The organism is Pseudomonas sp. NPDC047961 (assembly GCF_050272435.1).
Classification (GTDB): Bacteria; Pseudomonadota; Gammaproteobacteria; order Pseudomonadales; family Pseudomonadaceae; genus Stutzerimonas.
Genome location: NZ_JBNNMD010000001.1, coordinates 469,205 through 495,819 on the forward strand (window position 1 = coordinate 469,205; position 26,615 = coordinate 495,819).

At 61.0% G+C, this 26,615-nt stretch carries 20 protein-coding genes; 5 read left to right on the forward strand and 15 right to left on the reverse strand.

Annotated features, from left to right (window positions below; genetic code table 11):
- Window positions 1-7: 7 nt before the first annotated feature.
- The 6 genes from nqrE to ACQKIK_RS02255 all read right to left on the reverse strand — a co-directional run bounded on the left by nqrE (window position 8) and on the right by ACQKIK_RS02255 (window position 6,393).
- Window positions 8-616: an NADH:ubiquinone reductase (Na(+)-transporting) subunit E gene (gene nqrE / locus ACQKIK_RS02230; RefSeq protein WP_073300781.1), complete on the reverse strand. Its 609-nt coding sequence runs from the start codon at window positions 614-616 to the stop codon at window positions 8-10.
- Complete coding sequence (locus ACQKIK_RS02235) at window positions 616-1,290, reverse strand: NADH:ubiquinone reductase (Na(+)-transporting) subunit D (RefSeq protein WP_172830720.1); 675 nt, start codon at window positions 1,288-1,290, stop codon at window positions 616-618. The genes nqrE and ACQKIK_RS02235 overlap by 1 nt, the downstream gene beginning before the upstream one ends.
- Window positions 1,287-2,075: a Na(+)-translocating NADH-quinone reductase subunit C gene (locus ACQKIK_RS02240; RefSeq protein WP_073300782.1), complete on the reverse strand. Its 789-nt coding sequence runs from the start codon at window positions 2,073-2,075 to the stop codon at window positions 1,287-1,289. Before ACQKIK_RS02240 ends, ACQKIK_RS02235 begins: the two co-directional genes overlap by 4 nt.
- Window positions 2,068-3,279, reverse strand: a complete 1,212-nt coding sequence (locus tag ACQKIK_RS02245; protein WP_499134598.1) for an NADH:ubiquinone reductase (Na(+)-transporting) subunit B — start codon at window positions 3,277-3,279, stop codon at window positions 2,068-2,070. The genes ACQKIK_RS02240 and ACQKIK_RS02245 overlap by 8 nt, the downstream gene beginning before the upstream one ends.
- A 3-nt stretch (window positions 3,280-3,282) precedes the next feature.
- Window positions 3,283-4,620: a Na(+)-translocating NADH-quinone reductase subunit A gene (locus ACQKIK_RS02250; RefSeq protein ID WP_499134600.1), complete on the reverse strand. Its 1,338-nt coding sequence runs from the start codon at window positions 4,618-4,620 to the stop codon at window positions 3,283-3,285.
- Between the two features lie 321 nt (window positions 4,621-4,941).
- A complete protein-coding gene (locus tag ACQKIK_RS02255; RefSeq protein WP_073300785.1) occupies window positions 4,942-6,393 on the reverse strand; it encodes a glyceraldehyde-3-phosphate dehydrogenase in 1,452 nt (483 codons plus the stop codon).
- A 159-nt stretch (window positions 6,394-6,552) separates the two neighbouring features.
- Here ACQKIK_RS02255 and mfd point away from each other — a divergent pair, with 159 nt between their 5' ends.
- Genes mfd through ACQKIK_RS02270 form a run of 3 tightly spaced genes read left to right on the forward strand, consistent with a single transcriptional unit; the run spans window position 6,553 to window position 13,819 of the window.
- A complete protein-coding gene (gene mfd, locus ACQKIK_RS02260; protein WP_073300786.1) occupies window positions 6,553-9,999 on the forward strand; it encodes a transcription-repair coupling factor in 3,447 nt (1,148 codons plus the stop codon).
- 39 nt (window positions 10,000-10,038) lie between these two features.
- The gene (locus ACQKIK_RS02265; protein ID WP_499134602.1) at window positions 10,039-13,323 is read left to right on the forward strand and encodes a DEAD/DEAH box helicase; all 3,285 of its coding nucleotides are present in this window, start codon (window positions 10,039-10,041) and stop codon (window positions 13,321-13,323) included.
- Between the two features lie 10 nt (window positions 13,324-13,333).
- The gene (locus ACQKIK_RS02270; RefSeq protein ID WP_241530566.1) at window positions 13,334-13,819 is read left to right on the forward strand and encodes a GNAT family N-acetyltransferase; all 486 of its coding nucleotides are present in this window, start codon (window positions 13,334-13,336) and stop codon (window positions 13,817-13,819) included.
- Between the two features lie 50 nt (window positions 13,820-13,869).
- Here ACQKIK_RS02270 and wrbA read toward each other — a convergent pair whose 3' ends face one another.
- From wrbA to ACQKIK_RS02295, 5 genes are all read right to left on the reverse strand, one after another.
- Complete coding sequence (gene wrbA / locus ACQKIK_RS02275; protein ID WP_045428898.1) at window positions 13,870-14,469, reverse strand: NAD(P)H:quinone oxidoreductase; 600 nt, start codon at window positions 14,467-14,469, stop codon at window positions 13,870-13,872.
- Window positions 14,470-14,525: 56 nt separating this feature from the next.
- Complete coding sequence (locus tag ACQKIK_RS02280; RefSeq protein ID WP_241530565.1) at window positions 14,526-15,224, reverse strand: pirin family protein; 699 nt, start codon at window positions 15,222-15,224, stop codon at window positions 14,526-14,528.
- A gap of 151 nt (window positions 15,225-15,375) precedes the next feature.
- Entirely contained in the window at window positions 15,376-16,251 is an 876-nt protein-coding gene (locus ACQKIK_RS02285; RefSeq protein WP_045428901.1) for an alpha/beta fold hydrolase, read from the reverse strand.
- Window positions 16,252-16,330: 79 nt separating this feature from the next.
- The gene (locus ACQKIK_RS02290; RefSeq protein ID WP_064481911.1) at window positions 16,331-17,041 is read right to left on the reverse strand and encodes an LrgB family protein; all 711 of its coding nucleotides are present in this window, start codon (window positions 17,039-17,041) and stop codon (window positions 16,331-16,333) included.
- A complete protein-coding gene (locus ACQKIK_RS02295) occupies window positions 17,038-17,403 on the reverse strand; it encodes a CidA/LrgA family protein (RefSeq protein ID WP_045428905.1) in 366 nt (121 codons plus the stop codon). Before ACQKIK_RS02295 ends, ACQKIK_RS02290 begins: the two co-directional genes overlap by 4 nt.
- 380 nt (window positions 17,404-17,783) lie before the next feature.
- Between ACQKIK_RS02295 and ccoG the strand changes: the two genes are divergently transcribed.
- Both ccoG and mapR read left to right on the forward strand, forming a co-directional pair.
- Window positions 17,784-19,193 (forward strand): cytochrome c oxidase accessory protein CcoG, encoded by a 1,410-nt coding sequence (gene ccoG, locus ACQKIK_RS02300; protein WP_241530564.1) that lies wholly within the window; start codon window positions 17,784-17,786, stop codon window positions 19,191-19,193.
- Window positions 19,194-19,268: 75 nt separating this feature from the next.
- On the forward strand, window positions 19,269-20,678 hold the full coding sequence (gene mapR, locus ACQKIK_RS02305) for a GntR family transcriptional regulator MpaR (protein WP_241530563.1): 1,410 nt from the start codon (window positions 19,269-19,271) through the stop codon (window positions 20,676-20,678).
- Between the two features lie 57 nt (window positions 20,679-20,735).
- Here the strand turns inward: mapR and ACQKIK_RS02310 are convergent, their stop codons facing one another.
- From ACQKIK_RS02310 to ACQKIK_RS02325, 4 genes are all read right to left on the reverse strand, one after another.
- Window positions 20,736-21,515, reverse strand: a complete 780-nt coding sequence (locus tag ACQKIK_RS02310) for a PhzF family phenazine biosynthesis protein (protein ID WP_241531122.1) — start codon at window positions 21,513-21,515, stop codon at window positions 20,736-20,738.
- A 153-nt stretch (window positions 21,516-21,668) separates the two neighbouring features.
- On the reverse strand, window positions 21,669-24,791 hold the full coding sequence (locus tag ACQKIK_RS02315; protein ID WP_413818216.1) for a transglycosylase domain-containing protein: 3,123 nt from the start codon (window positions 24,789-24,791) through the stop codon (window positions 21,669-21,671).
- A gap of 141 nt (window positions 24,792-24,932) precedes the next feature.
- Window positions 24,933-25,682 carry an MBL fold metallo-hydrolase gene (locus ACQKIK_RS02320; protein WP_241530561.1) on the reverse strand — a complete coding sequence of 250 codons (750 nt, stop codon included), beginning with the start codon at window positions 25,680-25,682 and terminating at the stop codon, window positions 24,933-24,935.
- 3 nt (window positions 25,683-25,685) lie between these two features.
- The gene (locus ACQKIK_RS02325; RefSeq protein WP_241530560.1) at window positions 25,686-26,615 is read right to left on the reverse strand and encodes a pyridoxamine 5'-phosphate oxidase family protein; all 930 of its coding nucleotides are present in this window, start codon (window positions 26,613-26,615) and stop codon (window positions 25,686-25,688) included.

A 26,615-nucleotide genomic window follows, 5' to 3' on the forward strand; every position in this document is an offset into this window, starting at 1 on the left:
CCCGTCCTTACAGCTGTACGCCAGAGAAAGACATGAAGCCCAGCGACATCAGTCCGATGGTGATGAAAGTGATTCCCAGACCTTGAAGACCGTCTGGCACATCGCTGTATTTAAGCTTCTCGCGAATACCAGCCAGCAGCGCAATGGCCAGCGCCCAGGACAAGCCCGAGCCCACGCCATACACCACGCTTTCGCCGAGGTTGTAGTCACGTTCGACCATGAACAGCGTGCCACCCATGATGGCGCAGTTCACGGTAATCAGCGGCAGGAACACACCAAGGGCGTTATAGAGGCTGGGTACGTACTTATCGAGCAGCATCTCGAGGATCTGCACGATGGCCGCGATCACGCCGATGTAGCTGAGCAGACCGAGGAAGCTCAGATCGACCTCAGGCAGACCAGCCCAGGACAACGCACCGGCCTTGAGCAGGTAGGCGTAGATCAGGTTGTTGGCCGGTACGGTAATGGCTTGCACCACGATGACCGCGATGCCAAGACCGATGGCCGTTTCCACCTTCTTCGAAATAGCGATGAAGGTACACATGCCGAGGAAGAACGCCAGGGCCATGTTTTCGATGAACACGGCGCGGACGAACAGGCTGATGTAATGCTCCATTAGTAAGCCTCCTTGTTCGAGACTTGTGGTGCCATCTTGAAGGCCGGCTTCTCGACCTGCTCACGCTTCCAAGTGCGAATGCCCCAGATGATCATGCCGATCAGGAAAAACGCCGACGGAGGCAACAGCAACAAGCCGTTGGGCTGGTACCAGCCGCCGTCATTGACCACTGGGAGAATCGTATAGCCCATCAACTTACCCGCGCCGAACAGTTCGCGGACGATACCGAGCACGATCAGCATGGCGCTGTAACCAAGACCGTTTCCGATACCGTCGAAGAACGAGAGTACCGGCGGGTTCTGCATGGCAAACGCCTCGGCACGGCCCATCACGATGCAGTTGGTGATGATCAGTCCGACGAACACCGACAGCTGTTTGGACAGCGAGAAGGCGTAGGCCTTAAGGACTTGGTCAACCACGATCACCAACGACGCAATGATCACCATCTGCACAATCATGCGGATAGAGCCTGGAATCTGGCTACGGATCATTGAGATGAACAGATTGGAGAACGCCACCACCAAGGTCAGCGCGACGGACATCACCAGCGCTGTTTTCAGGTTGGAGGTAACCGCCAGCGCCGAGCAGATCCCGAGGATCTGCAGGCCGATGGGGTTGTTGTTGAAGACCGGATTGAACAGGACTTCCTTAATAGTAGGTTGCGACATACTCAAGCCTCCCCAGCGCGCAGGTTAGCGATAAAAGGACCGAAGCCGTTCTCACCCAGCCAGAAATGCAGCAGGTTGTTGACTCCATTACTGGTCAGCGTCGCGCCGGCAAGCGCATCGACCTGATGGTCGGCTTTCGGGCTCTGCGGATCGACTCCGCCTTTGACGACCTGGATCGCCAGCTCACCATCCTCTTTGTACAGCTTCTTTCCGTTCCAGAGGCTGCGCCATTTTGGATTGTCGACTTCGCCACCCAGGCCTGGTGTTTCACCGTGCTGGTAGAAGCCGAGACCCGCCACGGTATTCAGATCTTCCTGAAGGGCAAGGAAACCATAGAGCGTCGACCAGAGACCGTAGCCACGCACTGGAAGCACCAAAGTATCGAGTTCACCTTCGGTTTCGACGATATACACGACGCTGTACTTCTCACGGCGCTTGATCGAAGCGATGTCCTGTTCTGACGGCAGTGCATCGGACAGCTGCGGGTCCTTTGCAGCAACCAGTGGATCGAAGGTGTTTGGATCGAACTCGTCGCTGAACTTGCCAGTCTCGAGATTGACCAGCTTGGCTACGATGCGTTCTTTATACAGCGCCTTCACCTCGGCGCCTGACATACCGGCCTCACCAAGCCCGGCAATCGCCAGAATGCTGCGCTGCTTATCGAGCTGACGGTTCTCCAGCTGTGTCGGACGCAGCGCAACAGCCGCCCCGGCGACGAACACCGAGCACACCAGACAAACCAGCAGGGCCACTATCAACGTACGGACAGTGGATTCTTTTTGACTAGACATTACGCGCCAGCCTCCGCTTGATATTGGCCTGAATGACAAAGTGGTCAATCAAGGGTGCACAGAGGTTGGCGAATAGAATTGCCAGCATCATGCCCTCAGGGAAGGCCGGGTTGACTACACGGATCAGCACCACCATCACCCCGATGAAGATGCCGAAGACCCACTTGCCGGTGTTGGTCATGGATGCCGAAACCGGGTCGGTGGCCATATAGATCAAGCCGAAGGCAAAGCCACCCACCACCATGTGCCAGTACCACGGCATGGCGAACATGGGATTGCTGTCCGAACCGATCAGATTGAACAGCGAGCTCAATGCAATCATGCCGATCATGGTGCCGGCAACGATACGTATCGATGCGATCTTGGTCGCCAGCAGTACCGCGCCGCCGATAAAGATGGCCAGCGTACTGGTTTCACCAAGCGAACCATGAATGGTGCCGACAAACGCGTCCATCCAGGTAATGCCGCTCTCTACGACGTTTTCTATACCACCGGCGAAACCCAGGCTCAGCGCAGTAGCACCGGCATAGCCGTCGACCGCGGTCCAAACAGCGTCGCCGGACATTTGCGCCGGGTAGGCGAAAAACAGAAACGCACGGCCGGTCAGCGCGGGGTTGAGGAAATTCTTACCGGTGCCGCCGAAGATTTCCTTGCCGATCACGATACCGAAGCTGATGCCGAGCGCGACCTGCCACAGCGGAATGCTGGGCGGCAGCGTGAGCGCGAACAGAACCGAGGTAACGAAGAAGCCTTCGTTGACCTCATGCTTGCGGATCGAAGCGAAGAGCACTTCCCAGAAGCCACCAACGATAAAGGTGACCGCATAAACCGGGACGAAGTACGCCGCGCCCTGGATGAAGTTATCCCACGCACTGGATGGGTCAAAACCCGCCAACGCGCTGATCATTGCAAACTGCCAGCCGTCCTGAGCTGCAAGCAGATCCGGGCTTTGTGCATAGATCAGGTTGGCCTGGTAGCCGGTGTTCCACATACCGAAGAACATCGCAGGAAAGGTGCAGAGCCAGACGGTGATCATCATCCGCTTCAGGTCAATACCATCACGCACGTGGGCGGTGGTCTTGGTGACGCTGCCCGGACGGTAGAGGAATGTGTCCGCCGCTTCGTAGAGCGCGTACCACTTCTCGTACTTGCCGCCCTTTTCGAAGTTGTGCTCGATCTTGTCGAGGAATTCGCGAATGCCCATTCTTTAACCCTCCTTCTCGATACGGGTCAGATTGTCTCGCAGGATCGGGCCGTACTCGTACTTGCCAGCACAGACGTAAGTGCACAACGCCAAGTCTTCTTCATCCAGCTCGAGGCAGCCCAATTTCTGCGCAACCTCGGTGTCCCCAATGATCAAGGAGCGCAGCAATTGAGTCGGCAGCACGTCGAGCGGCATGATCTCTTCGTAGTTACCGACTGGAACCATGGCTCGAGGACTGCCGTTGGTGGACGTGGAGAAGGCGAACTTCTTGCCACCCATCAGCTTGGAGATATAGATGTTGAGGATCGAGTGCTTGTCACTACCGGCGCGCAGGTAGTGCAACATCTCCCGCTCCTTACCTTCACGCAGGCAAGAGACCTGCTGGTGGTAACGACCGAGAAAGGCGAAAGCGCCATGCGCGGTACGACCGCCCAGGACAGATCCAGAGACGACACGGTTTGCGCCAGGCTGCAGCTCGCCAGCGGTCAATTCATCGAGATTGGCACCCAGCCGGGTGCGCACCAGACGCGGTGTCTCGACGACCGGGCCGGCCAACGAAACCACGCGCTCCACCGACAGCTTGCCAGTCAGAAACAGCGCACCGATCGCGATGACGTCCTGATAACCAATTGCCCACACGCTTTTGGAAGCGCTGACCGGATCCAGGAAATGAATATGCGTACCGGCCAGACCGGCAGGATGCGGACCAGCAAAGCTCTCAGTCTGAACCTTTGCAATCTGCTCGCCGGGCAGCGAAGCGCCTTCGGCTTTGCACAGAAACAGCTTACCCAGATTGCCGAGAACCTTTAGACCTGCTTCGAAATCAGCAGCTCGCTCGGCGATGATCACTGCCGGATCGGCAGCCAACGGATGAGTGTCGATGGCAGTAACGAAAATTGAGCTAGGCACAGCATCGATAGCCGGAACCTTGCTATACGGGCGAGTGCGCAACGCAGCCCAAAGACCGGCCTGCTGCAGGTTCTCACGAACCTTCTCGTCACCCAAGCCTTCCAGCTCAGCTGAGCCGTACTGATTGAAAGCGACCTCTTCGGCACCTTCCAAATCGATGACGACCGATTGCAGGACGCGCTTCTCGCCACGATGAATCGCAGCGACCACACCAGCCCCAGGCGCGGTGAAATGGACGCCAGGTGTCTTCTTGTCGGAAAACAGTACCTGCCCCAATTTCACGCGATCACCGACCTGAACTTCCATGGTCGGTTTCATGCCAGGGTAATCAAACCCTACTACGGCGACGCTTCGCACGGGCCTTCCGGCCTCGATACGCTGCGCCGGCGCACCTGCAATGGGCAAATCTAGCCCACGTTTTATATTGATCATCGGCTCGCCTAACCACTGATTTTAAAAGACTTTTTTACGGGCCCAGCGATTTAGCTGAAAGTCGAATTGCACGACGCACACCGAAACGTATACCGGCGCGACGCTATGCCACGGGCCCAGGTAGAAATCCGCCCGATTATAGAGGCCACGACCCGCGACTGACCACCCAAGGTCTTCCAATTTTTTGACTCAAGACAAGCGGTCATCCGTAACCGACTATTGACGGTTCGAGTACAGGCCGTCGAGCGCAGCGCCTTATGGGGAACCCAAAAACGAAAACGGGAGCCGAAGCTCCCGTTATTTGCGGCTAAACCTACGTGTTTAGCGCGGGAAGGCAGGCGGATTAACCCCAGCCATGTCTTCCATCACGCGCACCACCTGGCAGCTGTATCCAAACTCGTTGTCATACCAGACATACAGTACGACACGGTTGTCGCTGCAGATCGTTGCCTCCGCATCCACCACGCCGGCGTGACGGGAACCGACGAAATCGCTCGAAACAACCTCCTGCGAATTGACGTAGTCGATCTGCTTCTGCAGATCCGAATGCATGGCCATCTGGCGCAGGTACTCGTTGATCTCTTCGCGGTTCGTGGCCTTTTCCAGGTTCAGGTTGAGGATGGCCATCGAGACGTTTGGCGTCGGCACGCGAATGGCGTTACCGGTCAGCTTGCCTTTCAGCACGGGCAGCGCTTTGGCGGCAGCTGTCGCAGCGCCGGTTTCGGTGATGACCATGTTCAGCGCAGCACTACGACCACGACGACTGCCCTTATGGAAGTTGTCGATCAGATTCTGGTCGTTGGTGTAGGAGTGAACGGTCTCGACGTGACCGTTGACGATGCCGTACTGGTCGTTCACCGCCTTGAGCACCGGCACGATGGCGTTGGTGGTACATGAAGCAGCCGAAACGATCTTGTCGTCATCGGTGATCTCGCCATGGTTGATGCCATGGACAATATTCTTCAGCTCACCTTTGCCTGGCGCTGTCAGCACCACGCGCGCAACACCCGGGCACTTCAGGTGCTGGCTGAGGCCTTCGGCGTCACGCCACTTACCGGTGTTGTCGACCAGCAAGGCGTTCTCGATACCGTACTGGGTGTAATCCACAGAAGACGGGTCGTTTGAGTAGATCACCTGAATCAGGTTGCCGTTGGCGGTGATGGTGTTGTTTTCTGCATCGATATGAATAGTGCCTTCAAACGGACCATGAACCGAGTCGCGTCGCAGCAGGCTGGCGCGCTTGACCAGGTCGTTTTCAGCACCCTTGCGCACGACGATCGCCCGCAGACGCAGGCCATCACCGCCGCCCGTCTTCTCGATCAGAATGCGGGCGAGCAAGCGACCAATCCGGCCGAAGCCATAGAGCACGACGTCGGTGCCCTTATGGACGCCGGTGGTGTTGCGCTTGCCAGCAACTTCAGCGAGTTCGTCACGCACGAACTGATCAAGGCTGCGGCCGTTGCCCTCGGCCTTGAACTTCGCCACGACTTTACCCAGATCCACCGAAGCGGCGCCAAGGTCCATCTGGCTCATGGTCGTGAGGATCTGATGGGTTTCGTTGACGGACAGCTCGGCTTCGTCAGCCTGACGGTGACGAGCGAAACGATGCGCTTTGAGCAGAGCGATGACCGAACGGTTGATCAACCCACGGCCGTAGATGGAAGTCACCACGTTGTTGTTACGATACAGCTGACCAATCAGCGGAATCATCGCTTCGGCGAGGGCTTCTCGATCAATCCATTCACCAAGACACTGGTCGGGCTTCTGAGTCACGGGCAGTTCCTTCCAACATGTAGGGGCTGAGAAAAAGGGCTACATTATGCCGCCGCACCCTAGCGCCGGCAATCTGTGCAGCCGAAACACTGACAGCGTCCCGCGCGGATAGTTACAATCCGGGCGGTCCATTTTTATCGACCGGAGCCACGCCCACTCGTGTCCGTATTGCGCCTTCCGCCCATGCCTGCCGCCAGCGGCAAGCAAACCTGGGGCAACCTTCCTGGTGCCGCGCTGAGCCTGGCCATTGCCGAAGCAGCCAGCAACGCAGATCGATTCACTCTGCTTCTTACCGCCGACAGCCAAAGCGCCGAGCGGCTGCAGGAAGAGCTTGCGTTCTTCGCGCCCGAGCTTCCGGTTTTGCATTTCCCGGACTGGGAAACGCTGCCGTACGACGTGTTTTCCCCGCACCAGGACATCATCTCCCAGCGGATCGCAGCGCTCTATCAACTGCCAGAGCTGACGCACGGCGTTCTGGTAGTTCCCATTACCACAGCGCTACACAAACTGGCCCCGAAGCGGTTTTTGCTCGGTTCCAGTCTGGTGCTGGATGTCGGCCAGAAGCTCGATGTCGAGCAAATGCGGGCGCGCCTCGAAGCGGCTGGCTACCGCTGCGTCGATACGGTCTACGAACATGGCGAATTCGCCGTTCGTGGCGCGCTGATCGACCTGTTCCCGATGGGCAGCCCCCTGCCCTACCGCATCGATCTGTTCGATGACGAGATCGAAACACTGCGCACTTTCGATCCTGAAAACCAGCGCTCGATTGATAAGGTCGAGTCAATCCGCCTGCTGCCGGCGCGCGAGTTTCCGCTGAAGAAAGAATCGGTCACCGGCTTCCGTGCGCGGTTCCGTGAGCGTTTCGACGTGGACTTCCGGCGCTGCCCGGTCTACCAGGATCTGTCCACCGGCATCACACCGGCCGGGATCGAGTACTACCTGCCGCTTTTTTTCGATGAGACCTCGACGTTATTCGACTATCTGCCGGAGGACACTCAAGTGTTCTCGTTGCCGGGGATTGAGCAAGCGGCCGAGCACTTCTGGAAAGACGTGCGCAACCGGTACGAGGAACGCCGAGTCGATCCCGAGCGGCCGCTGCTTCCCCCCGTCGAATTGTTCATGCCGGTAGAAGATTGCTTCGCCCACCTAAAGTCCTGGCCGCGCGTTGTTGCGAGCCAGGACGATGTGGAAACCGGCATTGGCCGCGAGCGTTTCCCGGCCAGCCGATTCCCCGAACTGGCCATTGACGCCAAGGCCAGCGAGCCGTTGGGTGCGCTGCGCCGCTTCCTCGAGGAATTTCCGGGCCGCGTGCTGTTCACCGCCGAATCTGCAGGGCGTCGCGAAGTGCTGCTGGAACTGCTGGCGCGGCTAAAGTTGCGTCCCCAGGAAGTCGCTGGCTGGTCACAGTTCGTCGAAAGCAACGAGCGTCTGGCCATTGCCATCGCCCCGCTGGATGACGGATTACTGCTGCAAGAACCTGCCCTGGCATTGATTGCTGAAAGCCCGCTGTTCGGGCAGCGGATCATGCAGCGCCGGCGACGCGAGAAAGGCCGCGATGCTGGCGAGAACGTCATCAAGAACCTCACCGAACTGCGTGAGGGCTCACCGGTGGTACACATCGACCATGGTGTCGGTCGCTATCAAGGGCTGGTCACCCTGGAAATCGAAGGCCAGGCCGCTGAATTCCTCATGCTGCAGTACGCCGAGGAAGCCAAGCTCTACGTGCCGGTATCCAGCCTGCATCTGATTGCGCGCTACACCGGCAGCGACGACGCACTGGCGCCGTTGCACCGGCTGGGTTCGGAAACCTGGCAGAAGGCCAAACGCAAGGCCGCTGAGCAGGTCCGCGATGTCGCCGCCGAGTTGCTCGACATCTACGCCCGCCGCGCCGCACGGGAAGGCTACGCCTTCGAAGACCCACAACTCGATTACGAAACCTTCAGCGCCGGTTTCCCGTTCGAGGAAACGCCCGACCAGCAAGCCGCGATCGAAGCGGTACGCAACGACATGCTCGCACCCAAGCCGATGGACCGGCTGATCTGCGGCGATGTGGGTTTCGGCAAGACCGAAGTGGCCATGCGCGCGGCGTTCATCGCCGTTCACAGCGGTCGCCAAGTGGCGGTACTGGTTCCGACAACCTTGCTTGCCCAGCAGCACTACAACAGCTTCCGCGACCGTTTCGCCGATTGGCCGGTACGTGTCGAAGTGATGAGCCGTTTCAAGTCCACCAAGGAAATCCAAAGCGCGGTGCAGGAACTGGCCGAAGGCAAGGTCGACATCCTCATCGGCACGCACAAACTGCTGCAGGACGACGTCAAGTTCACCAACCTGGGACTGGTCATCATCGACGAAGAGCACCGCTTCGGGGTGCGTCAGAAGGAACAGCTCAAAGCGCTGCGCAGCGAGGTGGACATTCTCACCCTCACCGCCACACCGATTCCGCGCACCCTGAACATGGCGGTCGCCGGTATGCGCGACCTGTCCATCATCGCCACACCGCCAGCACGACGGCTGTCGGTGCGCACCTTCGTCATGGAGCAACAAAACTCGGTCATCAAGGAGGCGTTGCTGCGTGAGCTATTGCGCGGCGGTCAGGTCTATTACCTGCACAACGACGTCAAGACCATCGAAAAGTGTGCGGCTGACCTTGCCGAGCTGGTGCCCGAAGCGCGCATCGGCGTCGGCCACGGCCAGATGCGCGAACGCGAACTCGAACAGGTGATGGGCGACTTCTATCACAAGCGTTTCAACGTCCTGATCGCCTCGACCATCATCGAGACCGGTATCGACGTGCCCAGCGCCAACACCATCATCATCGAACGTGCCGACAAGTTCGGCCTCGCTCAGCTGCACCAGCTGCGCGGTCGAGTCGGGCGCAGCCACCACCAGGCCTACGCCTATCTGCTGACCCCGCCGCGCAAGGCCATGACCCCCGACGCCGAGAAGCGTCTCGAAGCCATCGCCAACGCACAGGACCTGGGAGCGGGCTTCGTCCTGGCCACCCACGACCTGGAAATTCGCGGCGCCGGCGAGCTGCTTGGCGACGGCCAGAGCGGGCAGATTCAGGCGGTCGGATTCACGCTTTATATGGAAATGCTCGAACGCGCAGTCAAATCCATACAGAAGGGTGAGCAACCGAACCTCGATCAGCCGCTGGGTGGCGGACCAGAAATCAATCTGCGCGTACCGGCGCTGATCCCAGAAGACTATCTACCGGATGTGCACGCTCGCCTGATTCTCTACAAGCGTATCGCCAACGCCGCCGACGAGAATGGTTTGCGCGAACTACAGGTGGAGATGATCGACCGCTTCGGTCTGCTGCCTGAACCTGCCAAGCATTTGGTCAGGCTGACCCTGCTTAAGCTGCAGGCCGCCAGCCTCGGCATCACCAAGATCGACGCCGGGCCTCAAGGAGGACGTATCGAGTTCGCTGCGGATACAAGCGTCGACCCGATGGTGCTGATCAAACTGATCCAGAGCCAACCCAACCGTTACAAGTTCGAAGGCGCCACGATGTTCAAGTTTCAGGTGCCGATGGAGCGTGCCGAAGAGCGCTTCAACACGCTTGAGGCATTGCTTGAACGTTTGTCCGCGGAAAAGCCGTAACGATGCCGAAGACGCCTGTACTCACCACCCGATCCACCGATGCAGGGTGACTTTCTCCCCAACCTGCCCGCTGCCTGGCGATTACCGTTTTCCGAAAACGCAATCGCCAGGGGCCAGCAGTACGCAGCGGAGAACCGCATCAGGATCGTCCGTGAGGACTCACGGTATGTCGAAGCGAGCTGCCGCGGTTCAGCTGGCAGCGTCTATCGTCAGTCACTGGAGTTATCCCGCGACGGCCGGCTCAGCTGCATCTGCAGCTGCCCGGTTGGCCTCAACTGCAAGCATTGCGTAGCCCTGATAGCATCCCTCGAAGCGCAAGCCGAGCGCTTGCCCGCCAAGCAGAGCGAGCAGTCCGGTGAGCGCTTCCCTGACCGGCTGGAACAATGGCTATCGCAGCTCCCGCAGGCGCTAGGTGACAACCCGCAAACCGGCCAAGGCTGGTGTCTGCACTATCTGCTATGCCCTGACTTCTCCGTGGAGGTCTACAAGGTGCGTCAACACAAAGACGGCACCTGGGGCGAGCGGCAGCCCTACTATGGATTACGTGAAGCCAGCTTTCGCAAGCCGACCTTCATGCAGCCGCTGGATTTGCGCATTGCCGCACTGGTAACGCTGGGCCGCACATCAGGCAATGGTTTCAAGCCCAACGGCGAGAACGGCGGCGAAATCCTGCGTTTGATTCTCGAGAGCGGTCGCGCCTTTCTCAGCTGGGATCAGCCACCCCTGCAGCCCGGCCGGCCCCGGCAGGCACGCTTCAACTGGAACGAGCAAACCGACGGTGGTTTCCAGCCTGGACTGGACATGGCCGAGCCCCACGGCGAACTGCTTACGGCTGTGGACCCGCTGTATTACATCGACAGGGCCCGGAACGAAATGGGCATGGTCGATCACGGTCTGCCTATGCCACTGGCTCGGCACCTCCTCGACGCACCCTCGGTTCCATCCGCCCAGGCCACCCTGTTCAGCTTGACGCTGCATGAAATCGCCCCGCAGCTGCCGGCCCCCGCCAAGCCTGAAGAACATCAGGTCGATGACCTGCTTCCACTGCCCCACCTGAACCTCGGCAGCCATCAGTCGGTCAACTACCAGCTCAGCAGTGGACGCATGGTGAGCGAGCACCAGCATCGTGCCGGGCTGACTTTCCTCTACGGCCACACCCACGTCCACGGCAAAGCCAAGCCTGGCCAACGCGTACGTCAGACCGAAGGCGCTCGCGTGTTGAGCATCGCCCGCCGGCCGGACGCGGAACAGGCGCTGCGTCAGCAGTTGCAGCAACTGGGTTTTCGCCCAGCGCTGCGCCAGAGTCAGGCGTTGCCGAAGGATTCGGCCGAGATGTTCGAGCTGCCGAGCGAGGCAGCCTGGCTCAATTTCACCCAAACCCAACTGGCCCCGCTGCGCGAGCAAGGCTGGCAGATCGTCATGCAGCCCGGCTTCGCCTACGATCTGACGGCGATTGATGCCTGGTACGTCGACGTCGAAGAGCCGCCCGAGCACAGCTGGTTCGACCTGGAACTCGGCATCATCGTCGAGGGCGAGCGGATCAGCCTGTTGCCGGTCCTGCTCAGCCTGATCAAACGCAACCCCGCTCTGCTTTCCGCTCAGGCGCTGGCGCAACGCAGCGACGACGAGACCCTGCGCGTACAACTTGACCGGCGCCGTGACGATGATGAGCAGCCGTTACAGGTATTGCTGCCATTTGGTCGCTTGAAGCCCATCCTTGCGACGCTTTCCGAGCTTTATCTGCAGGAACAGCCAAACGGCGAACACCTGCGACTGGAGCGAACCGATGCGGCCCGGCTGGCTGGGCTCGATTCGCTCCCACTGCAATGGCATGGCGGCGAGCATTTACGGGCTTTCGCCCAGCGACTGCGCGATTACCGCAAAGAAGACATCAGCCCACCGCGGGACCTGAATGCAACACTGCGCCCCTATCAGCTGGACGGCCTGCGCTGGATGCAAACGCTACGGGCCCTCGAGGTCGGCGGCATTCTGGGCGACGATATGGGCCTGGGTAAAACGTTGCAGACCCTCGCTCACCTGTTACTGGAGAAGCAAGCGGGCAAGCTGGACCGACCCTCTCTTGTCGTGATGCCCACTACCCTCATCCCCAATTGGCAGGATGAAGCGGCCCGCTTCGCGCCATCGCTGAAAGTGGCGACCCTGCACGGGACGACGCGTCGACAGCTCTACCAGCACCTGACCGACTACGATCTGCTGCTCACCACCTACGCGCTGCTGCCCAGAGACATCGACCTGCTCGCTGATGTCCCGCTGCATGTGCTGGTGCTCGACGAGGCCCAGAACATCAAGAACGCCAGCAGCAAGGCGGCGCAAGCTGCCGGACGTCTGGACGCCCGCCAGCGCCTCTGCCTCACCGGCACGCCGTTGGAAAACCATTTGGGCGAGCTCTGGTCGCTGTTTCATTTCCTCATGCCCGGTTGGCTCGGCGATACCAAGCAATTCACCCGGGATTACCGCACGCCTATCGAGAAACACGGCGACGCCGACCGGCTCGAGCACCTCACCAAGCGGATAAAACCTTTCCTGCTCAGGCGACGCAAAGAACAGGTCGCGCAGGAGTTACCGCCCAAAAACGAGATCTTGCACTGGGTCGAGCTCAGCCCGGCTCAGCGCGACCTGTACGAAACCGTGCGACTGGCGATGGACAGCAAAGTCCGCGAGGAGATCGACCGCAAAGGCCTGGCGCGTAGTCAGATCGTCATCCTCGATGCACTGCTCAAGCTGCGTCAGGTGTGCTGCGATCTCCGTCTGGTCAAGGGCGACGTCGCCCGGCCAGTCCGGGGCGGCACCTCTGGCAAACTCGACAGCCTGATGGAGATACTGACCGAACTGCTCGCTGAAGGCCGAAAAATTCTGCTGTTTTCACAGTTCACCTCGATGCTCTCGCTGATTGAAGAAGAGCTGCAGAGCCGCACCATCGACTATGTACAGATCACCGGCGAAACCAAGGATCGGCGCACTCCCGTCAAGCGGTTCCAGAATGGGGAAGTCCCGCTGTTTCTGATCAGCCTCAAGGCTGGCGGCACCGGACTGAACCTGACGGCTGCCGACACCGTGATCCATTACGACCCCTGGTGGAACCCGGCCGCGGAGAACCAGGCCACCGACCGCGCGCACCGCATCGGCCAGAGCAAGCCGGTATTCGTCTACAAGCTGATCGCTCGCGCTACCGTCGAAGAAAAGATCCAGCAACTGCAGCAACGCAAAGCCGAACTGGCCGCAGGCGTGCTGGATGCCGGTGGTCAAGGCGGTTGGCAACTGGAGCCGAGTGATATCGAGGCGCTGTTCGCGCCCCTGCCCTAGGAGGATGGATATGCGCCGACTGGTCGCGCCTACCGATTTTGATCGGGTCTACGACATCTACATGCACGAGTCAGTGGTGCCCTTCCTCGGCTTCGATCCGATGCCGCGCGAGGCGTTCGGCAAGGTGTTCGACCCGTTGTTCGAGAGTGGCTGTTTCTACGTATACGAAATCGATGACGAAGTAATGGGCTTCTACAAGGCGCAGCGGCACGTCGGTCGTACTGCCCATGTCGCCTACCTTGGAACCTTGGCCGTGGCGCCGGAAGCTCAAGGCCGAGGTATCGCCATGGGAATGATGCAGGACGCCCTTGCGCGGCTGCAGCGAGCGGGCATCACCCGTATCGAGCTGACAGTCGAAGCGGACAATCCCCGCGCCATCACCTTTTACGAACGCCTGGGCTTCGTTCACGAAGGCACTCAGCGGGCTGCCTACAAACGTGCCAGCGACGCCGGCTATGTCGATGAGCTGATGTACGGGTTGCTGCAAGTCGGCTGATTGGGCCGGGACGCCGGGCGAGCCAAGCCACCCGGCACCTTCACGGCCGATCAGCCTTTCAGCTTGACCGTTGTCTGGGCCACCAGCTCGCCCTGGTAACGGGCAATGGTCAGTTCTTTATTGGAAGGTTGACGCGAGCCGTCACCGCCAGCGATGGTCGAGGCACCGTACGGCGTGCCGCCATTCACTTCAGAAATGTCGAAGAACTCGCCGATACCGTAGCCGGTGGGCACGATGATCATTCCGTGGTGCGCCAAAGTGGTCCAGGTCGAGGTAATGGTCATCTCCTGACCGCCGCCGGTGCCGGTCGAAGTAAACACGCTGGCAACCTTGCCGTGCAGCGCGCCCTTGGCCCAGAGCCCACCGGTCTGATCGAGGAAGGTACGCATCTGCCCGGACATGTTGCCGAAGCGAGTCGGCGTACCAAAGATGATCGCGTCGTAATCGGCCAGCTCCGCCGGATTGGCAAAAGGCGCCTGCTGGTCGACCTTACCGCCGGCATTCTTGAAAGCCTCTTGCGGCATGGTTTCCGGCACGCGCTTGATGGTCACTTCCGCGCCTTCGACACGACGCGCACCTTCGGCCACTGCATTGGCCATGGTTTCGATGTGGCCATACATTGAGTGATACACCACGAGAATCTTCGCCATTTTCAGTTTCCTCTTCCTGGGTTGTGTTCCGGTTTGAGTAGTGGAAGTCGATACGTTCAGCGAACGTCGACCAGCACGATTTCACTGTCTTCCAACGCCTTGATGCTCAGCTGCTTCTCATCTCGCACTGCCACCCCATCACCTGCCGCCGCGATTCGCTCCCCGACTTCGATACGCCCACTGGCCGCAACCATGTAAACCTTCCGGTCCGCGCCAATCTGGTATTCGGCAACCTGACCGGCAGAAAGTGTCGCCGCAACCAGGCGGGCATCGGCTCGAATGGACAAGGCATCGCCGTCCTCTGCCATCCCGCTGGCCAAAGTGACGAAGCTGCCGGCGCGCTCACCGGCCGGGAAAGGCCGGGTGCCCCAGGCAGGCGGCAAGCCGGACTGATCCGGGTAGATCCATATCTGGAAAATCTCGGTGGTCTCGTCTTCCAGGTTGTATTCGCTGTGGGTGATGCCGGTGCCGGCGCTCATCACCTGGACGTCACCTGCCACGGTCCGGCCGCGGTTGCCGAGGCTGTCCTCATGGGTGATCGCGCCCTTACGCACGTAGGTGATGATTTCCATGTCGCGATGCGGGTGGCTCGGGAAGCCGGAATGCGGTGCGATGCTGTCGTCATTCCAGACCCGCAAGTGCCCCCAGTGCATGCGGGCCGGGTCGTGGTATCCAGCGAAGGAAAAGTGATGACGGGTATCCAACCAACCATGCTGGGCGCTGCCAAGCTCGGCGCGGGGACGAATGTCGATCATTTGGGAGACCTCTAAACGGTGGCCGACTCGACGACAGGCGCGCCGAGTGACGGAATGAGGTGATCTTCTATTGAATCTCCGGTTACATGGTTGGATTTTTCTGTACGAACCTATCGCCATGATCGATATATCCGCCTCGCGATGGCCGACCTCAGGCGAGAAACGCCAGCACTTCTTCCAATAGCAGCTCGGGCACTTCTTCCGGCAGGTAGTGCCCCGCTGGCAGGGCCTTGCCCTGAACGTCTGACGCAACCGCGCGCCATTCCTCAAGCGGATCGAAACAACGTTCGATTACACCCTTGGCACCCCACAGCACCAGCAACGGCGCGGCGATCATTCGCTTGGCGGCACGGTCTTCGCGGTCATGGTCGAGATCAATGCCGGCGCTGGCCCGATAGTCCTCGCAGAACGCATGAACGGTGCCGGGCAGCTTCATGCATCGCAGGTACTCGGCGAACGCAACCTCGCTGAACGGATGCACATGATCGGCGCGGGTGGCCACGGCGGTGCGCAGGATAAGTTCGGGGTCGGCCTCGAGCAGCGTTTCCGGCAGCGGCGCCGGACGAATCAGGAAGAACCAGTGCCAGTAGGCGCGAGCAAAGGCTTCGTCGGTCTGGCTGTACATCGCCAGGGTCGGCGCGATATCCAGGAGGATAAGCCGCCGCACGGCCTGCGGGTGATCCATGGCCAGCCGATGGCTAACCCGCGCCCCGCGGTCGTGGGCGAGCAGGTCGAAGCGCTCGAAGCCCAACGCGCGCATCAGTTCGACCTGATCCCGCGCCATTTCGCGCTTGCTATAGGCGACGTGGTCCTCGCCGCCGTCGGGCTTGCTGCTATCGCCGTAACCGCGCAGGTCGGCCGCCACGACTGTGAAGCGCTGAGCCAGCTGATCGGCCACCTTGTGCCAGATTACGTGCGTCTGCGGGTATCCGTGCAGCAACAGCAGAGGCGGACCGGAGCCGCCCTTGCGATAGTTGATCCGAACGCCGTTGACCTCGCACTCGTTACGCTGGAACTGCTCGAACATGGGACCGCTCCTGAGGGAAGAGCCCTAAGCCTAGGCATAGGCGAGCCAATCGCAACAGCTGTCGATGCAACAAAGCCCCTTAGCCCAGCACCAACGGCAGGAACAATGCGATCAGAATGCCCAGCAGACTCATCCCCAGCGCCGCGAACGCGCCGCACTCGTCACCCTCCTCCAGCGCCCTCGCCGTGCCGATGGCGTGCGCGTTGATGCCATAGCTCAAGCCTCGTGCCGCCGGATGATCGACGCCGGCCCAACCCAGCAACAGCGGCCCAAGCGCGGTACCGATGACCCCGGTGAGCATGACGAATACCGCTGCCAAAGACGCCAGGCCACCCAGCTGTTCAGCCACCAACATCGCGATCGGCATGGTCGCTGCCTTAGGCGAGAGGCTCATCAGCACCGACAGGTCCGCGCCCAGCGCGCCGGCGATCGCCAAGGTCAGCGCAACGCCGAGTACACCACCGGACACCAGCGTGATGAGGATCGGCCAGAACAGCTGCTGGATGCGGCGAATATGGCGGTACAGCGGCACGGCCAGCGCCACGGTCGCCGGGCCGACCAGCACGGCGATCATCGAGGCGTCGGCGCGATAGCTCGCATAGTCGATGCCACACAGGTACAGCGTGCCAACCACCAGCAGCATGCCGACCATGACCGGCTGCAACACCAGCCAACCACTGCGTCGGTACAACGCCAGTGCCAGTTGAAAGGCAATCAGAGTCAGCGCCACGGAGAACAACGGGTGATCAAGGGTCAGCGCCCAAACGCTACGCCAATCGACGCCGCTCATGCCTGGTCCTCCGTCCGGCGGTCCATGCGTCGGATGAGCCGCTGCATCAGCCAGCCGCAGAACGGCACGGTCACCACCAGCGACAACACCAGCCCGGCGGCAATCGCCGGCAGGTCTGCAAGCAAGGCCTCGCTGCTGGTCATAATCCCCGCCGCCGGCACGATCAACAGCAACGGCAGGTACTGCAACAGCAGCGCGGCAGTTTTTTCCAGCGGTTCGGGAATGCCGCGGCGCAGCAACAGCAGCCCGAACAGCAGCACCATGCCGATGATCGGACCGGGCAGCGCCGGCAGCAGCGAGAGATGGATGACGCTGCCAAGCAGCTGCAGTACGACCAGCCAGGTCAGGCCTTTGAGAATCATCGAGGGTCCTATCAAGCGGTTGAGCGGAACGGGTAATCATGCAGGGAACGGCTGCTGACAGCACGCATCGGCCACACGCGAGCGACTATGACTTGCCTCGCTCGCCTCGAAACAGGTGCAGATGGGCACGGAAAAACCGCATCAGCTGATTCTGCGGACTGTGGCCTAGCGTCGCACGGTGCAGGCACGGTGCATTACCGAGGTCGTCGCCAAAGCCCTACGCTACGGCCGCGCACGCCTTGGATGGACCGTCGGGTGCAGATCCAAACCTGCGCAGCGACCATCTGATGCGTATTTTTCAACGGTACCTGAGGCTGTTATGCGAAACACCCTGATCAGATCATCGGCGCCGCCTGATATGGCCTGACAGGGGCACCCCAATGACCGAACGCATCCGCGCAACAATCATCGACACCGTCGATCCACGCAAGCCGATACGCCTGACCCCGGCACAGGCGGGCGGGCCGATTCACACCCGCAGTTTTACCGGCCTGTTCCGCAATCTGCGCCTGATCGGCGGCGGACTTTTGTTTCTGCTCTATTTCGGCACCCAGTGGCTGACCTGGGGCGGACGCCAGGCGGTGCTATGGGATTTGAACAAACAACAATTCCATATTTTCGGGGCAACATTCTGGCCCCAGGATTTCATCCTGTTATCGGCGTTGCTGATCATCGCCGCCTTCGGCTTGTTCTTCATCACTGTGCTCGCGGGTCGAGTCTGGTGCGGCTACGCCTGCCCACAAAGCACCTGGACCTGGGTGTTCATGTGGGCTGAGAAAGTCACCGAGGGTGATCGCAGCCAGCGAATCAAACTGGACGCCGCCCCGCTGTCATTCAGCAAGCTGTTCCGACGCGCTGCCAAGCACGCCGTCTGGCTTGCCGTAAGCCTGGCCACGGCGATTGCCTTCGTCGGCTACTTCACCCCGGTCCGTGAATTGGTCATCAATCTGTTCAGTCTGCAGCTGGGCGGAACCACCGCGTTCTGGCTGTTCTTCTTCACCGCCGCGACCTACATCAACGCCGGCTGGCTGCGTGAACAGGTGTGCGTGCACATGTGCCCCTATTCACGCTTCCAGAGTGTGATGTTCGATGGCGACACGCTGGTGGTGTCCTACGATGCCGCCCGGGGTGAACAACGAGGCGCGCGGCGCAAAGACGCCAACCCAAAGGCCGAAGGCCTTGGCGACTGCATCGACTGCACGCTGTGCGTGCAGGTCTGCCCCACCGGTATCGACATCCGCGACGGCCTGCAACTCGACTGCCTGAGCTGCGGTGCCTGTATCGACGCCTGCGACAGCGTCATGGACAAGATGGGTTACGCCCGGGGTCTGGTTCGATATACCTCCGAACGTGCGCTTGAAGGCGGCCAGACCAGGCTGCTGCGACCGCGTCTGATCGGCTATGCCGGAGCGCTAGTGATTATGATCGGTGCCTTCGTCTGGGCGTTGGAAGCGCGACCGACGTTATCCCTGGATGTAACCAAGGACCGCACCCTCTACCGAGAAAATATCGAGGGCCAGATCGAAAACATGTACAGCTTGAAGGTGATCAATAAAACCCAGCAGCCGCACGACTATCTGATCACCCTGGGCGAAGGCCCTTACGAGCTGCACGGCCCGCATCAGATCAGCCTGGCCGCAGGCGAGATCGTCGATGTGCCGGTCAGCGTGGCGCTCGTTGACGACAATGTGAACGCGCACGAGAAGCTGCACTTCTCGGTCACTGACGCGAGCGACCCGGCACGCCAGGTAACCGCCCCGAGTACCTTCATTGCACCAAGGGTTCGATAGGATGGTGGCAGTGCGCACGCGCCCGCTCACGCTCACGCGGCTGGCTGATATTGTCCCTTGGTGAAGCAGAAGCAGATGAAGCGCTACGAGAAATTCGCTGACGAAATTGCCGAACTGATCCGCTCCGGCGTGCTGGCGCCGGGCGAAAAGGTGCCGTCCGTGCGCCATGCCAGTCGCACCTACGGCGTTAGTCCCTCCACCGTGTTCCAGGCGTACTACCTGCTGGAGGATCGCGGTTTGATCCAGGCCCGGGCGCGCTCGGGCTATTTTGTTCGCGAGCACGCCAGACGCCTGCTTCCCGAGCCTGAGATCAGCCCACGACTGAGCGAAACCACCGATGTTGACGTTAGCGAACTGGTGTTCTCGGTGCTCGCCTCGCTGCGCGATCCGGACACCGTTCCGTTCGGTTCCGCCTTCCCCAGTCCCGATCTGTTTCCCCTGCAACGTCTGGCACGCTCCATGGCGCAGACCGTGCGCGAGATGCCGGGGCGTGAAGTGATCGCCGAGATGACCACCGGCAACCCCGACCTGCGTCGACAGATCGCCCTGCGCTATATGATCAGCGGAGTCATGCTGCCGTTGGACGAACTGGTAATCACCACCGGCGCGATGGAAGCGTTGAACCTCTGCTTACAGGTGGTCACCGAACCGGGGGATCTGGTCGCCATCGAAGCGCCCGCGTTCTACGCCACCTTGCAGGTGCTGGAGCGGCTCAAACTTAAAGCTGTGGAAATCCCGGTTCATCCGCGTGACGGAATCGACCTGGGCACCCTGGAAAGCCGCCTGGGCAGCCTGCCAATCAAAGCCTGCTGGTTCATGAGCAGCCTGCAGAATCCGCTCGGTGCGAGCATGTGCGAGGCAAACAAAGAGAACCTCTATGCGTTGCTGCAGCGCCATCAGGTCCCGCTGATCGAAGACGACGTCTACGCCGAGCTGTACTTCAACCAGGAGCCGCCGAAACCAGTCAAGAGCCACGACCGTGACGGATGGGTAATGCATTGCGGGTCTTTTTCCAAAAGCCTGGCACCGGGTTACCGGATCGGCTGGGTCGCGGGCGGCCGCTATGCCGAACAGATCAGCCGCCTCAAGCTGATGACGACGATTTCTCCCTCCGTGCCGGCCCAAGCGGCTATCGCTGATTATCTGCAACATGGCGGCTACGACCGCCATTTACGTAAGCTGCGTCATGCACTGGAACGTCAGCAGGGCGAAATGCTTGCCTCCGCCGCGCGTCACTTCCCTGTCAGCACCCGGGTAACGCGGCCCAGCGGCGGCTACTTCCTCTGGTTCGAATTTCCCGAGCGGGTCGATTCGCTGCAATTGTTGCAACTGGCGCTCGCGCAGGGCATCAGCCTCGCTCCGGGACCAATCTTTTCAGCCACCCGGCGCTTTCGCAATTGCGCACGCCTGAACTACGGGCATCCTTGGGACGAGCGCAGCGAGAAAGCGATGGAGCTGCTCGGGCGGATCGTGAAGTCGTTCTAGCGCCCGGTTCGATAGCGGCGCTGCGTGACGCGAGCGCCCCTGTTCCGTAACCGGGAACTACACCTCAATCGTGCCCTGCAAATACAGGACCGCATGCCCGGCGACAAAAACCCGTTCGCCTTCGACCCGGCAGTGCAGCAAACCACTTCGGCTTGAGGCCTGCAGCGCCAGCAACTGCGTCTTGCCCAGTCGTTGGCTCCAGTACGGCGCCAGGCCGGCATGGATGGAGCCGGTGACCGGGTCCTCGTCGCCGCCATTGGCCGGCCAGAAATAGCGCGAGACGAAATCCTGCTGACGTCCCGGCGCGGTCGCCACGACATCCAGTGGCGCCAGTGACTTGAGCAGCGCGAGATCGGGTGATAGCTGTCGCACCTGATCTTCATCTTCGTACACGGCAAACCAGGCCTGGCTGCTTTTCAACACCGTCTGCGGCAAGGTGAGAAGCCCATTGAGCAGCTCGACCGGCGGGTTTTCGACGGGTTCCGGGGCACGGTTGGGAAAGCTCATCTCCAGCAAGCCGTCGTCCAACTGAGCGACGCTGATATCGCCTACTGCGGCCGCACGGAAGACCAGCGGAGCCGTCGCCAGCTTCTGCCCTAACAGGACGAAAGCACTGGCCAAGGTGGCGTGCCCGCAGAAATCGATTTCGGTGATCGGCGAGAACCAGCGAATGTGAAAAGCCCCATCTGGCTCACGCACCAGAAAGGCGGTTTCGGACAGGTTGTTCTCCACGGCAATGGCCTGCATCTGCGCGTCACTCAGCCATTGCTGAAGCGGCACAACCGCAGCGGAGTTGCCTTTGAACAGCTCATGGGTAAATGCATCGACCTGATAGATCGGCAGTTTCATCGTCGCCCCTCAATCCCATGCAAGGCCCCCGATTGGGCCCGCGAAAAGGATGAGTGTCGCCGAGCGCGGAGTGTTCGGCAAAGGCAACTGCGAGAAGAGATCAGAGCGGTCAGGTATCCCCGACCGCTCGAACCGCTATCGTCAGGACTTCTTAGTGCTCGCCGTCAGCGTCGGCTCCAGCGGCGCACCGACCGGCTGGCATTGCGTCTGCGCGCCGGGTTGCAGGTACGGTTGCAGGATCGGCGCCATGCCTTTGAGCACCTGCACCGGCAGCGCCGAGGTAAAGCGGAAGCTGTCCGCGCCGCGCCCCGGAACATAGGCGGTCAGCGTGCCGAAGTGGTTCGGCCCGAGATAGAACACGAAGGTTGCAGTGCGGTTCAGCGCCAGAGAGCTGATCAGCCGGCCGCCGGCACCAACGGTCTGGATCCGGTTGTCGCCCGTTCCGGTCTTGCCGCCGACACGCAGTGCTTCACCGTCAGCCTGCACAAAGCTGCCACGCAGGCGCCGCGCCGTGCCGCCCTCGACCACAGTTGCAAGCGCTTCGCGCAAGGCCGTCGCAACCTCACTCGGCAGCACCCGCACGCCCACATCCGGCTGGATGCCGAGGCGAGTCTCGTACGGCGTATCGCTGGCGAAATGCAGGCTGTCGATGCGCACGCTCGGCAGCCGCACACCGTCGTTGACGATGATGCCCATCAACTCGGCCAGCGCCGCCGGACGATCACCCGAACTGCCCAGCGCGGTGGCCAGCGAAGGCACCAGATGGTCGAACGGATAGCCAAGACGCTGCCAACGGCGATGGATATCGGTGAACGCCTCGACTTCCAGGATGATGCGGATGCGGCTGTCCCGTGCGCTCTTGTGGCGACTGCGGAACAGCCAGCCATACACTTCCTGGCGCTCGGCGCTACTGGCCGCGATCACTTCGGTAATACCCGCCTCGGGATGCTTGATCAGATAACCCAGCAGCCACAGATCCAGCGGGTGGACCCGGGCGATGTAGCCTTGATCCGGCAAGCTGTACGACCCCGGCGCATAGCGCTCGTACAGCGAGTCGAGCGCCTTGTCGGTGAGGTCCGCAGTCGGCAGACGGGCCTTGAGGAAGCGCTCGAACGCTGCGCGATCTGCCTCGGGCATTAGATAACGATGCACCGCAGCCAGCCTCGATGGCGTTGGCCGCATGCCGTCCAGCAGTGCTTCGATGCGTTCGACCGCGGTCTTGTCGCGGTACTTGCGCCAGAAGCGCTGGAGAAATACGGACCCTTCGCGATCGGCAAAGCGCTGCAGGTACTCTCGCCGCTCGGGATTGTCGTCACTTCTAAGCAGCTCTGCACCGTTGGAAGTCTGGTAGGTGCTGTAGCTCACCAGATCGCGCATCAACCGAACGAACGGCAGGTTGATCGACTCCTGGAGTGCTTCGCGCATGGTTGGCAGGCGGCCATCATCTTCACGGCGGAAGTTGCCGAACCGGTGCATGCCGGCGCCAGTGAAGAAGCGCTCGGTCGGGCTGGCCGAGTAGCGCCGTTCCAGCGCGGCATCAAGCATCGCCGGCAAATTGCGATCCTCATGCTGACTTAGATAAGCCAGGGCCCAGCGGGTCAGCGGATCCAGCGCCTCGGCCTTGCGCAAGGTGGCGACATCGCTCGTCGCGTAGCGCTCGTGCAGCTCGGCAATGACCTCGAGATAAGTCGTCAGTACCCGCAGCTTCGCGGTCGAGCCCAGCTCCAGCTTGCTGCCCTCGTTGATATCGAACGGCTGGTTGGTGTTATCGGTCTGCACCCGTACGCGAAAGCCCTGCTCGCCGCGCTCGAACAGCGTGAAGCTGTAACGCACGTCGCCGGTACGCTCAGGAGACAACATGCGCTCGCCGAACAAACCCGCCTCGCCCGCGAACGCCGGATCGGCCAGTCGATGCAGGTAGTTGCTGATCTGTCCCTGCAGTTCACCGTGCAGCGGCGTGGTCGCGGCCAGATCGAGACGATCGAGCTCATATAACGAAACACCCAGCAGGTTGCTGAGGCGCATCCGAGCCGCCGTGATGCCTTTGCTGGAAGGCACCTCTCGGATACCCGGCTCGAGACGCAGGTCCCGGAACACAACCTTCTGCTGCAAGGCGGCATTACGCAGCCGTGTATTGATGACGCCGCCGTTCGCCAGTAGGCGGATATGACTGTCGGTGAGTTCAGCCATGGCGTCGCGCCCTGCCCCGAGGTAATACGACGGGCGCCGCTGAGCGATCAGCAGCGAGAGCACCTGACGCAGCGCCAGCCCCTGCGTTTCATAGCTGACGCCCGCGTTACGGCGAGCATCGAGTACCCGGTTGACCTCGGCAAAATCGGCGCCGTACCAGAGGCGCAGGCCGTCGGCGATGCCGTGCACCTCGCCGTGACCGTAGGCGGCCGAGAGCGGCACGCTGTTGAGGTAGTCACGCACGATGCGCTGCCGGGTGACCATGGTCTGCTGGCCTTCGCGGTAGGTACGGACGCTGGCAGAAATCATCTGCCGAATCTTTTCCTCAGCGTTGCCCGTGCGCCCTTCCGGCGAATGCCGGTATTTCTCGACCTGCGTTGCCAAGGTACTGCCGCCAGCCGCCTGGACCGGCAGGCCGAGCTTCTTCTCGACCTGGCTGACCGCCGCCATGGTGAAACGTGGCCAATCCACCGCGGGGTTGGCTCGTGGGCGGCCGGCGTCGAGCAGTCCGCGATCCTCGATGAACAGCAGGCTCATCGCGATGACCGGCGGTACGTCATCGAAGGTCTCGTAGTATTGGTGCGGATAACTGTTGGCATACAGGGGCTCGCCTCGACAATCGTCGATGGTCAGTCCTGCCTGGGATTTCTCCGGATAGGGTACGAAGAAGCCGCGGTTGACGTAGCGCAGCAACGCGGGCGAAAAACTCACCTGCTGCTGCACACTGAACCCCCGTTGGGTCAGCCGTTCCAGGAACGTCGGCATGGCCGCATAGCCCAGACGGCGGTCGAATGGTCCCGCCTCGGGAAACTTGATACTGCGGCTCGCACCGGGCTCGAGCTGGTAGTCCAGATTCTCTGCGTAACGGTTAAGCCACAGCGCCTGCAGTTTCGAGGTGTGCATCTCATGCCAGGCGGCATAACCGCCCCCGGCAAGCAATGAAACGCCCAGGAACACACCCATGCGGCGCGCCAGACGGCTGCCGTGCGGACGTGTTCGCCCAGGCTTGTCAGCAGATGGCGCGCGCTTGCTGCCGTCTGCTCGAGATGTGTCGTTTCGCCATACTGCGCCCATCGTTTCCGGCCTGGCTTCTGATAGAAAAATACAGGCTTAAGCTTAGCTGTCGAGGCATCGCTCGACGTGCTCGAACAGACGAACGGAAGGGCTCAAAACGGCGGTATGCGAACGAATTTCAGGGCTAATTCAATGGCGCAATCACTCGACCCAACGGGGATAGAAACCGAGGCGAGCCTGCAGCCGGACATCCTGCAATCGGTAGACCTCGGCGGGCAGCGCCTCCGCGCGGCTTTCGGTGCTCAAGGCATCTCCTCGAAAGAAGAAACGTCGACCATCATCGAGCGTAAGAAACAGGCCCAAGGCACCATGACCGGCCAGCTTCACCAGGACTAGCCGTTCGTCGCCAAACAGATCGAGACTCTCCCCAAACCCGTAAACAGCGCGGCGTTCCAGGCGAAGTGGCTGCCACCTGACCCCGTGAGAAAACTGCCCCGGTATTACCGCAGGCGGCGTGGCGCTTTGCGCATAGCGAATGCTCTCCGGACTTGCGAGCACCGGCAGTTCGGCAAAATCCACCAGGCCAGAGGCATGATTCCAGCGCGCGCAGCCCAGCACCACCCGGTCAATGGCGAAGCCATCCTCGTCGAGCTGGTCTCGCGCCGGCTGCACTGCGCTGTAGCGTTTCGCGCGCCAGGGGATTACACCGTTCAGCTGAGCGTCGATTTGCCGTCCGAGACCCGTACCGAACAACAGGCGGCTACCCCTGTGTTCGATCAGCACGGCGACATGATTGAACTCGGCTGACGGCAGCCAACCACCGTCACGCCAGGCATATTCACCGCTGGAAATAGTCCGCCCGGTTTGGACGAGGCTGAAGCGCAACTCCGCTGCCGATAAAGCGCCGGAGAAAAGTATCAACAACACAGCCAGACTCTTCAGGATACGCATGGCTCAAACTCCCGTTCCAGGCAGAAACGGCGAACTGTCATGCCCAGCAAATGCCAGCGGCAGACGTGAGCGCCGCAGTGTCCAGTGACCGGGCTCCAGCGCGAGCAGGCGTTCGGCGCCAGGCAGAGCCGAAACACCCAGCGCTGCGTACTGCTCGGGCCAGACTACTTCTGCCCGGGCCTGTAGCTGGAGCAGATCGCCAGTGGCGAAATCGATGAACAGCAGACCGCAGCGGGGTTCACGGACCAGATTACCAAGCGTGTTGAACAGCCGGTTTCCGCTGTAATCCGGCATCCAGAGTCGGCCGTCCCGACCGAGCTCGACGAAGCCCTGCGGCCCGCCACGGTGTGAGACGTCTGCACCGCCGCCCTCCGGGTCCCGGCTGTGGCTGGCGATGAACAGGGTGTCCGCCTGCCTGACCAGTCCCAGCCATTCGTTGGCCAATCCATGCCCCTCGAGCGTCTGCCCCGGCTGGCGCGGAGCCGTATGCCACTGTCGCGCCTGGATGTACTTCGGGCAATTGCCGAATGCCTGCGCCACGGCCACGCAGAAGCCTTGCGCATCGCGTTGGAGGATTCGTCCGTTCAACCGGTTTCGACGGCGCGTCGGCCACTCCAATCCCAACAAGCCAACGGGGCTGTGCGGTTGCAGCAACGGTGCAATCGGATCATCCGCTTGCATGCTGGCCTCGACACACAGCAAGCCCGGGTGCGGCGACCAGGCAAACCCGGGTTTGCCACAGAGCACCGAAGCATAGGGTTGCCCTTCGCTGTCTGATGCAGCGACCAGTAATGCTGGCAGCTGTGCGAAGAACTCCCGGTGCTGTTCCGGCATGACCGAGTGAATCATTCGACTGCCGATCTGCTCGGCTTTTTCGCGCACGCCGACACGGCTCTGTACCCATTGTTCGCCGGCATGGAAAGGACTGGCCAT

Coding starts and splice junctions, on each gene's coding strand:
- nqrE (WP_073300781.1), bottom strand. CDS start 616: ATGGAGCATTACATCAGCCTGTTCGTCCGCGCCGTGTTCATCGAAAAC.
- ACQKIK_RS02240 (WP_073300782.1), bottom strand. CDS start 2,075: ATGTCTAGTCAAAAAGAATCCACTGTCCGTACGTTGATAGTGGCCCTG.
- ACQKIK_RS02245 (WP_499134598.1), bottom strand. CDS start 3,279: ATGGGCATTCGCGAATTCCTCGACAAGATCGAGCACAACTTCGAAAAG.
- ACQKIK_RS02250 (WP_499134600.1), bottom strand. CDS start 4,620: ATGATCAATATAAAACGTGGGCTAGATTTGCCCATTGCAGGTGCGCCG.
- ACQKIK_RS02265 (WP_499134602.1), top strand. CDS start 10,039: ATGCAGGGTGACTTTCTCCCCAACCTGCCCGCTGCCTGGCGATTACCG.
- ACQKIK_RS02270 (WP_241530566.1), top strand. CDS start 13,334: ATGCGCCGACTGGTCGCGCCTACCGATTTTGATCGGGTCTACGACATC.
- wrbA (WP_045428898.1), bottom strand. CDS start 14,469: ATGGCGAAGATTCTCGTGGTGTATCACTCAATGTATGGCCACATCGAA.
- ACQKIK_RS02280 (WP_241530565.1), bottom strand. CDS start 15,224: ATGATCGACATTCGTCCCCGCGCCGAGCTTGGCAGCGCCCAGCATGGT.
- ACQKIK_RS02285 (WP_045428901.1), bottom strand. CDS start 16,251: ATGTTCGAGCAGTTCCAGCGTAACGAGTGCGAGGTCAACGGCGTTCGG.
- ACQKIK_RS02290 (WP_064481911.1), bottom strand. CDS start 17,041: ATGAGCGGCGTCGATTGGCGTAGCGTTTGGGCGCTGACCCTTGATCAC.
- ACQKIK_RS02295 (WP_045428905.1), bottom strand. CDS start 17,403: ATGATTCTCAAAGGCCTGACCTGGCTGGTCGTACTGCAGCTGCTTGGC.
- ccoG (WP_241530564.1), top strand. CDS start 17,784: ATGACCGAACGCATCCGCGCAACAATCATCGACACCGTCGATCCACGC.
- mapR (WP_241530563.1), top strand. CDS start 19,269: ATGAAGCGCTACGAGAAATTCGCTGACGAAATTGCCGAACTGATCCGC.
- ACQKIK_RS02315 (WP_413818216.1), bottom strand. CDS start 24,791: ATGGGCGCAGTATGGCGAAACGACACATCTCGAGCAGACGGCAGCAAG.
- ACQKIK_RS02320 (WP_241530561.1), bottom strand. CDS start 25,682: ATGCGTATCCTGAAGAGTCTGGCTGTGTTGTTGATACTTTTCTCCGGC.
- ACQKIK_RS02325 (WP_241530560.1), bottom strand. CDS start 26,615: ATGGCCAGTCCTTTCCATGCCGGCGAACAATGGGTACAGAGCCGTGTC.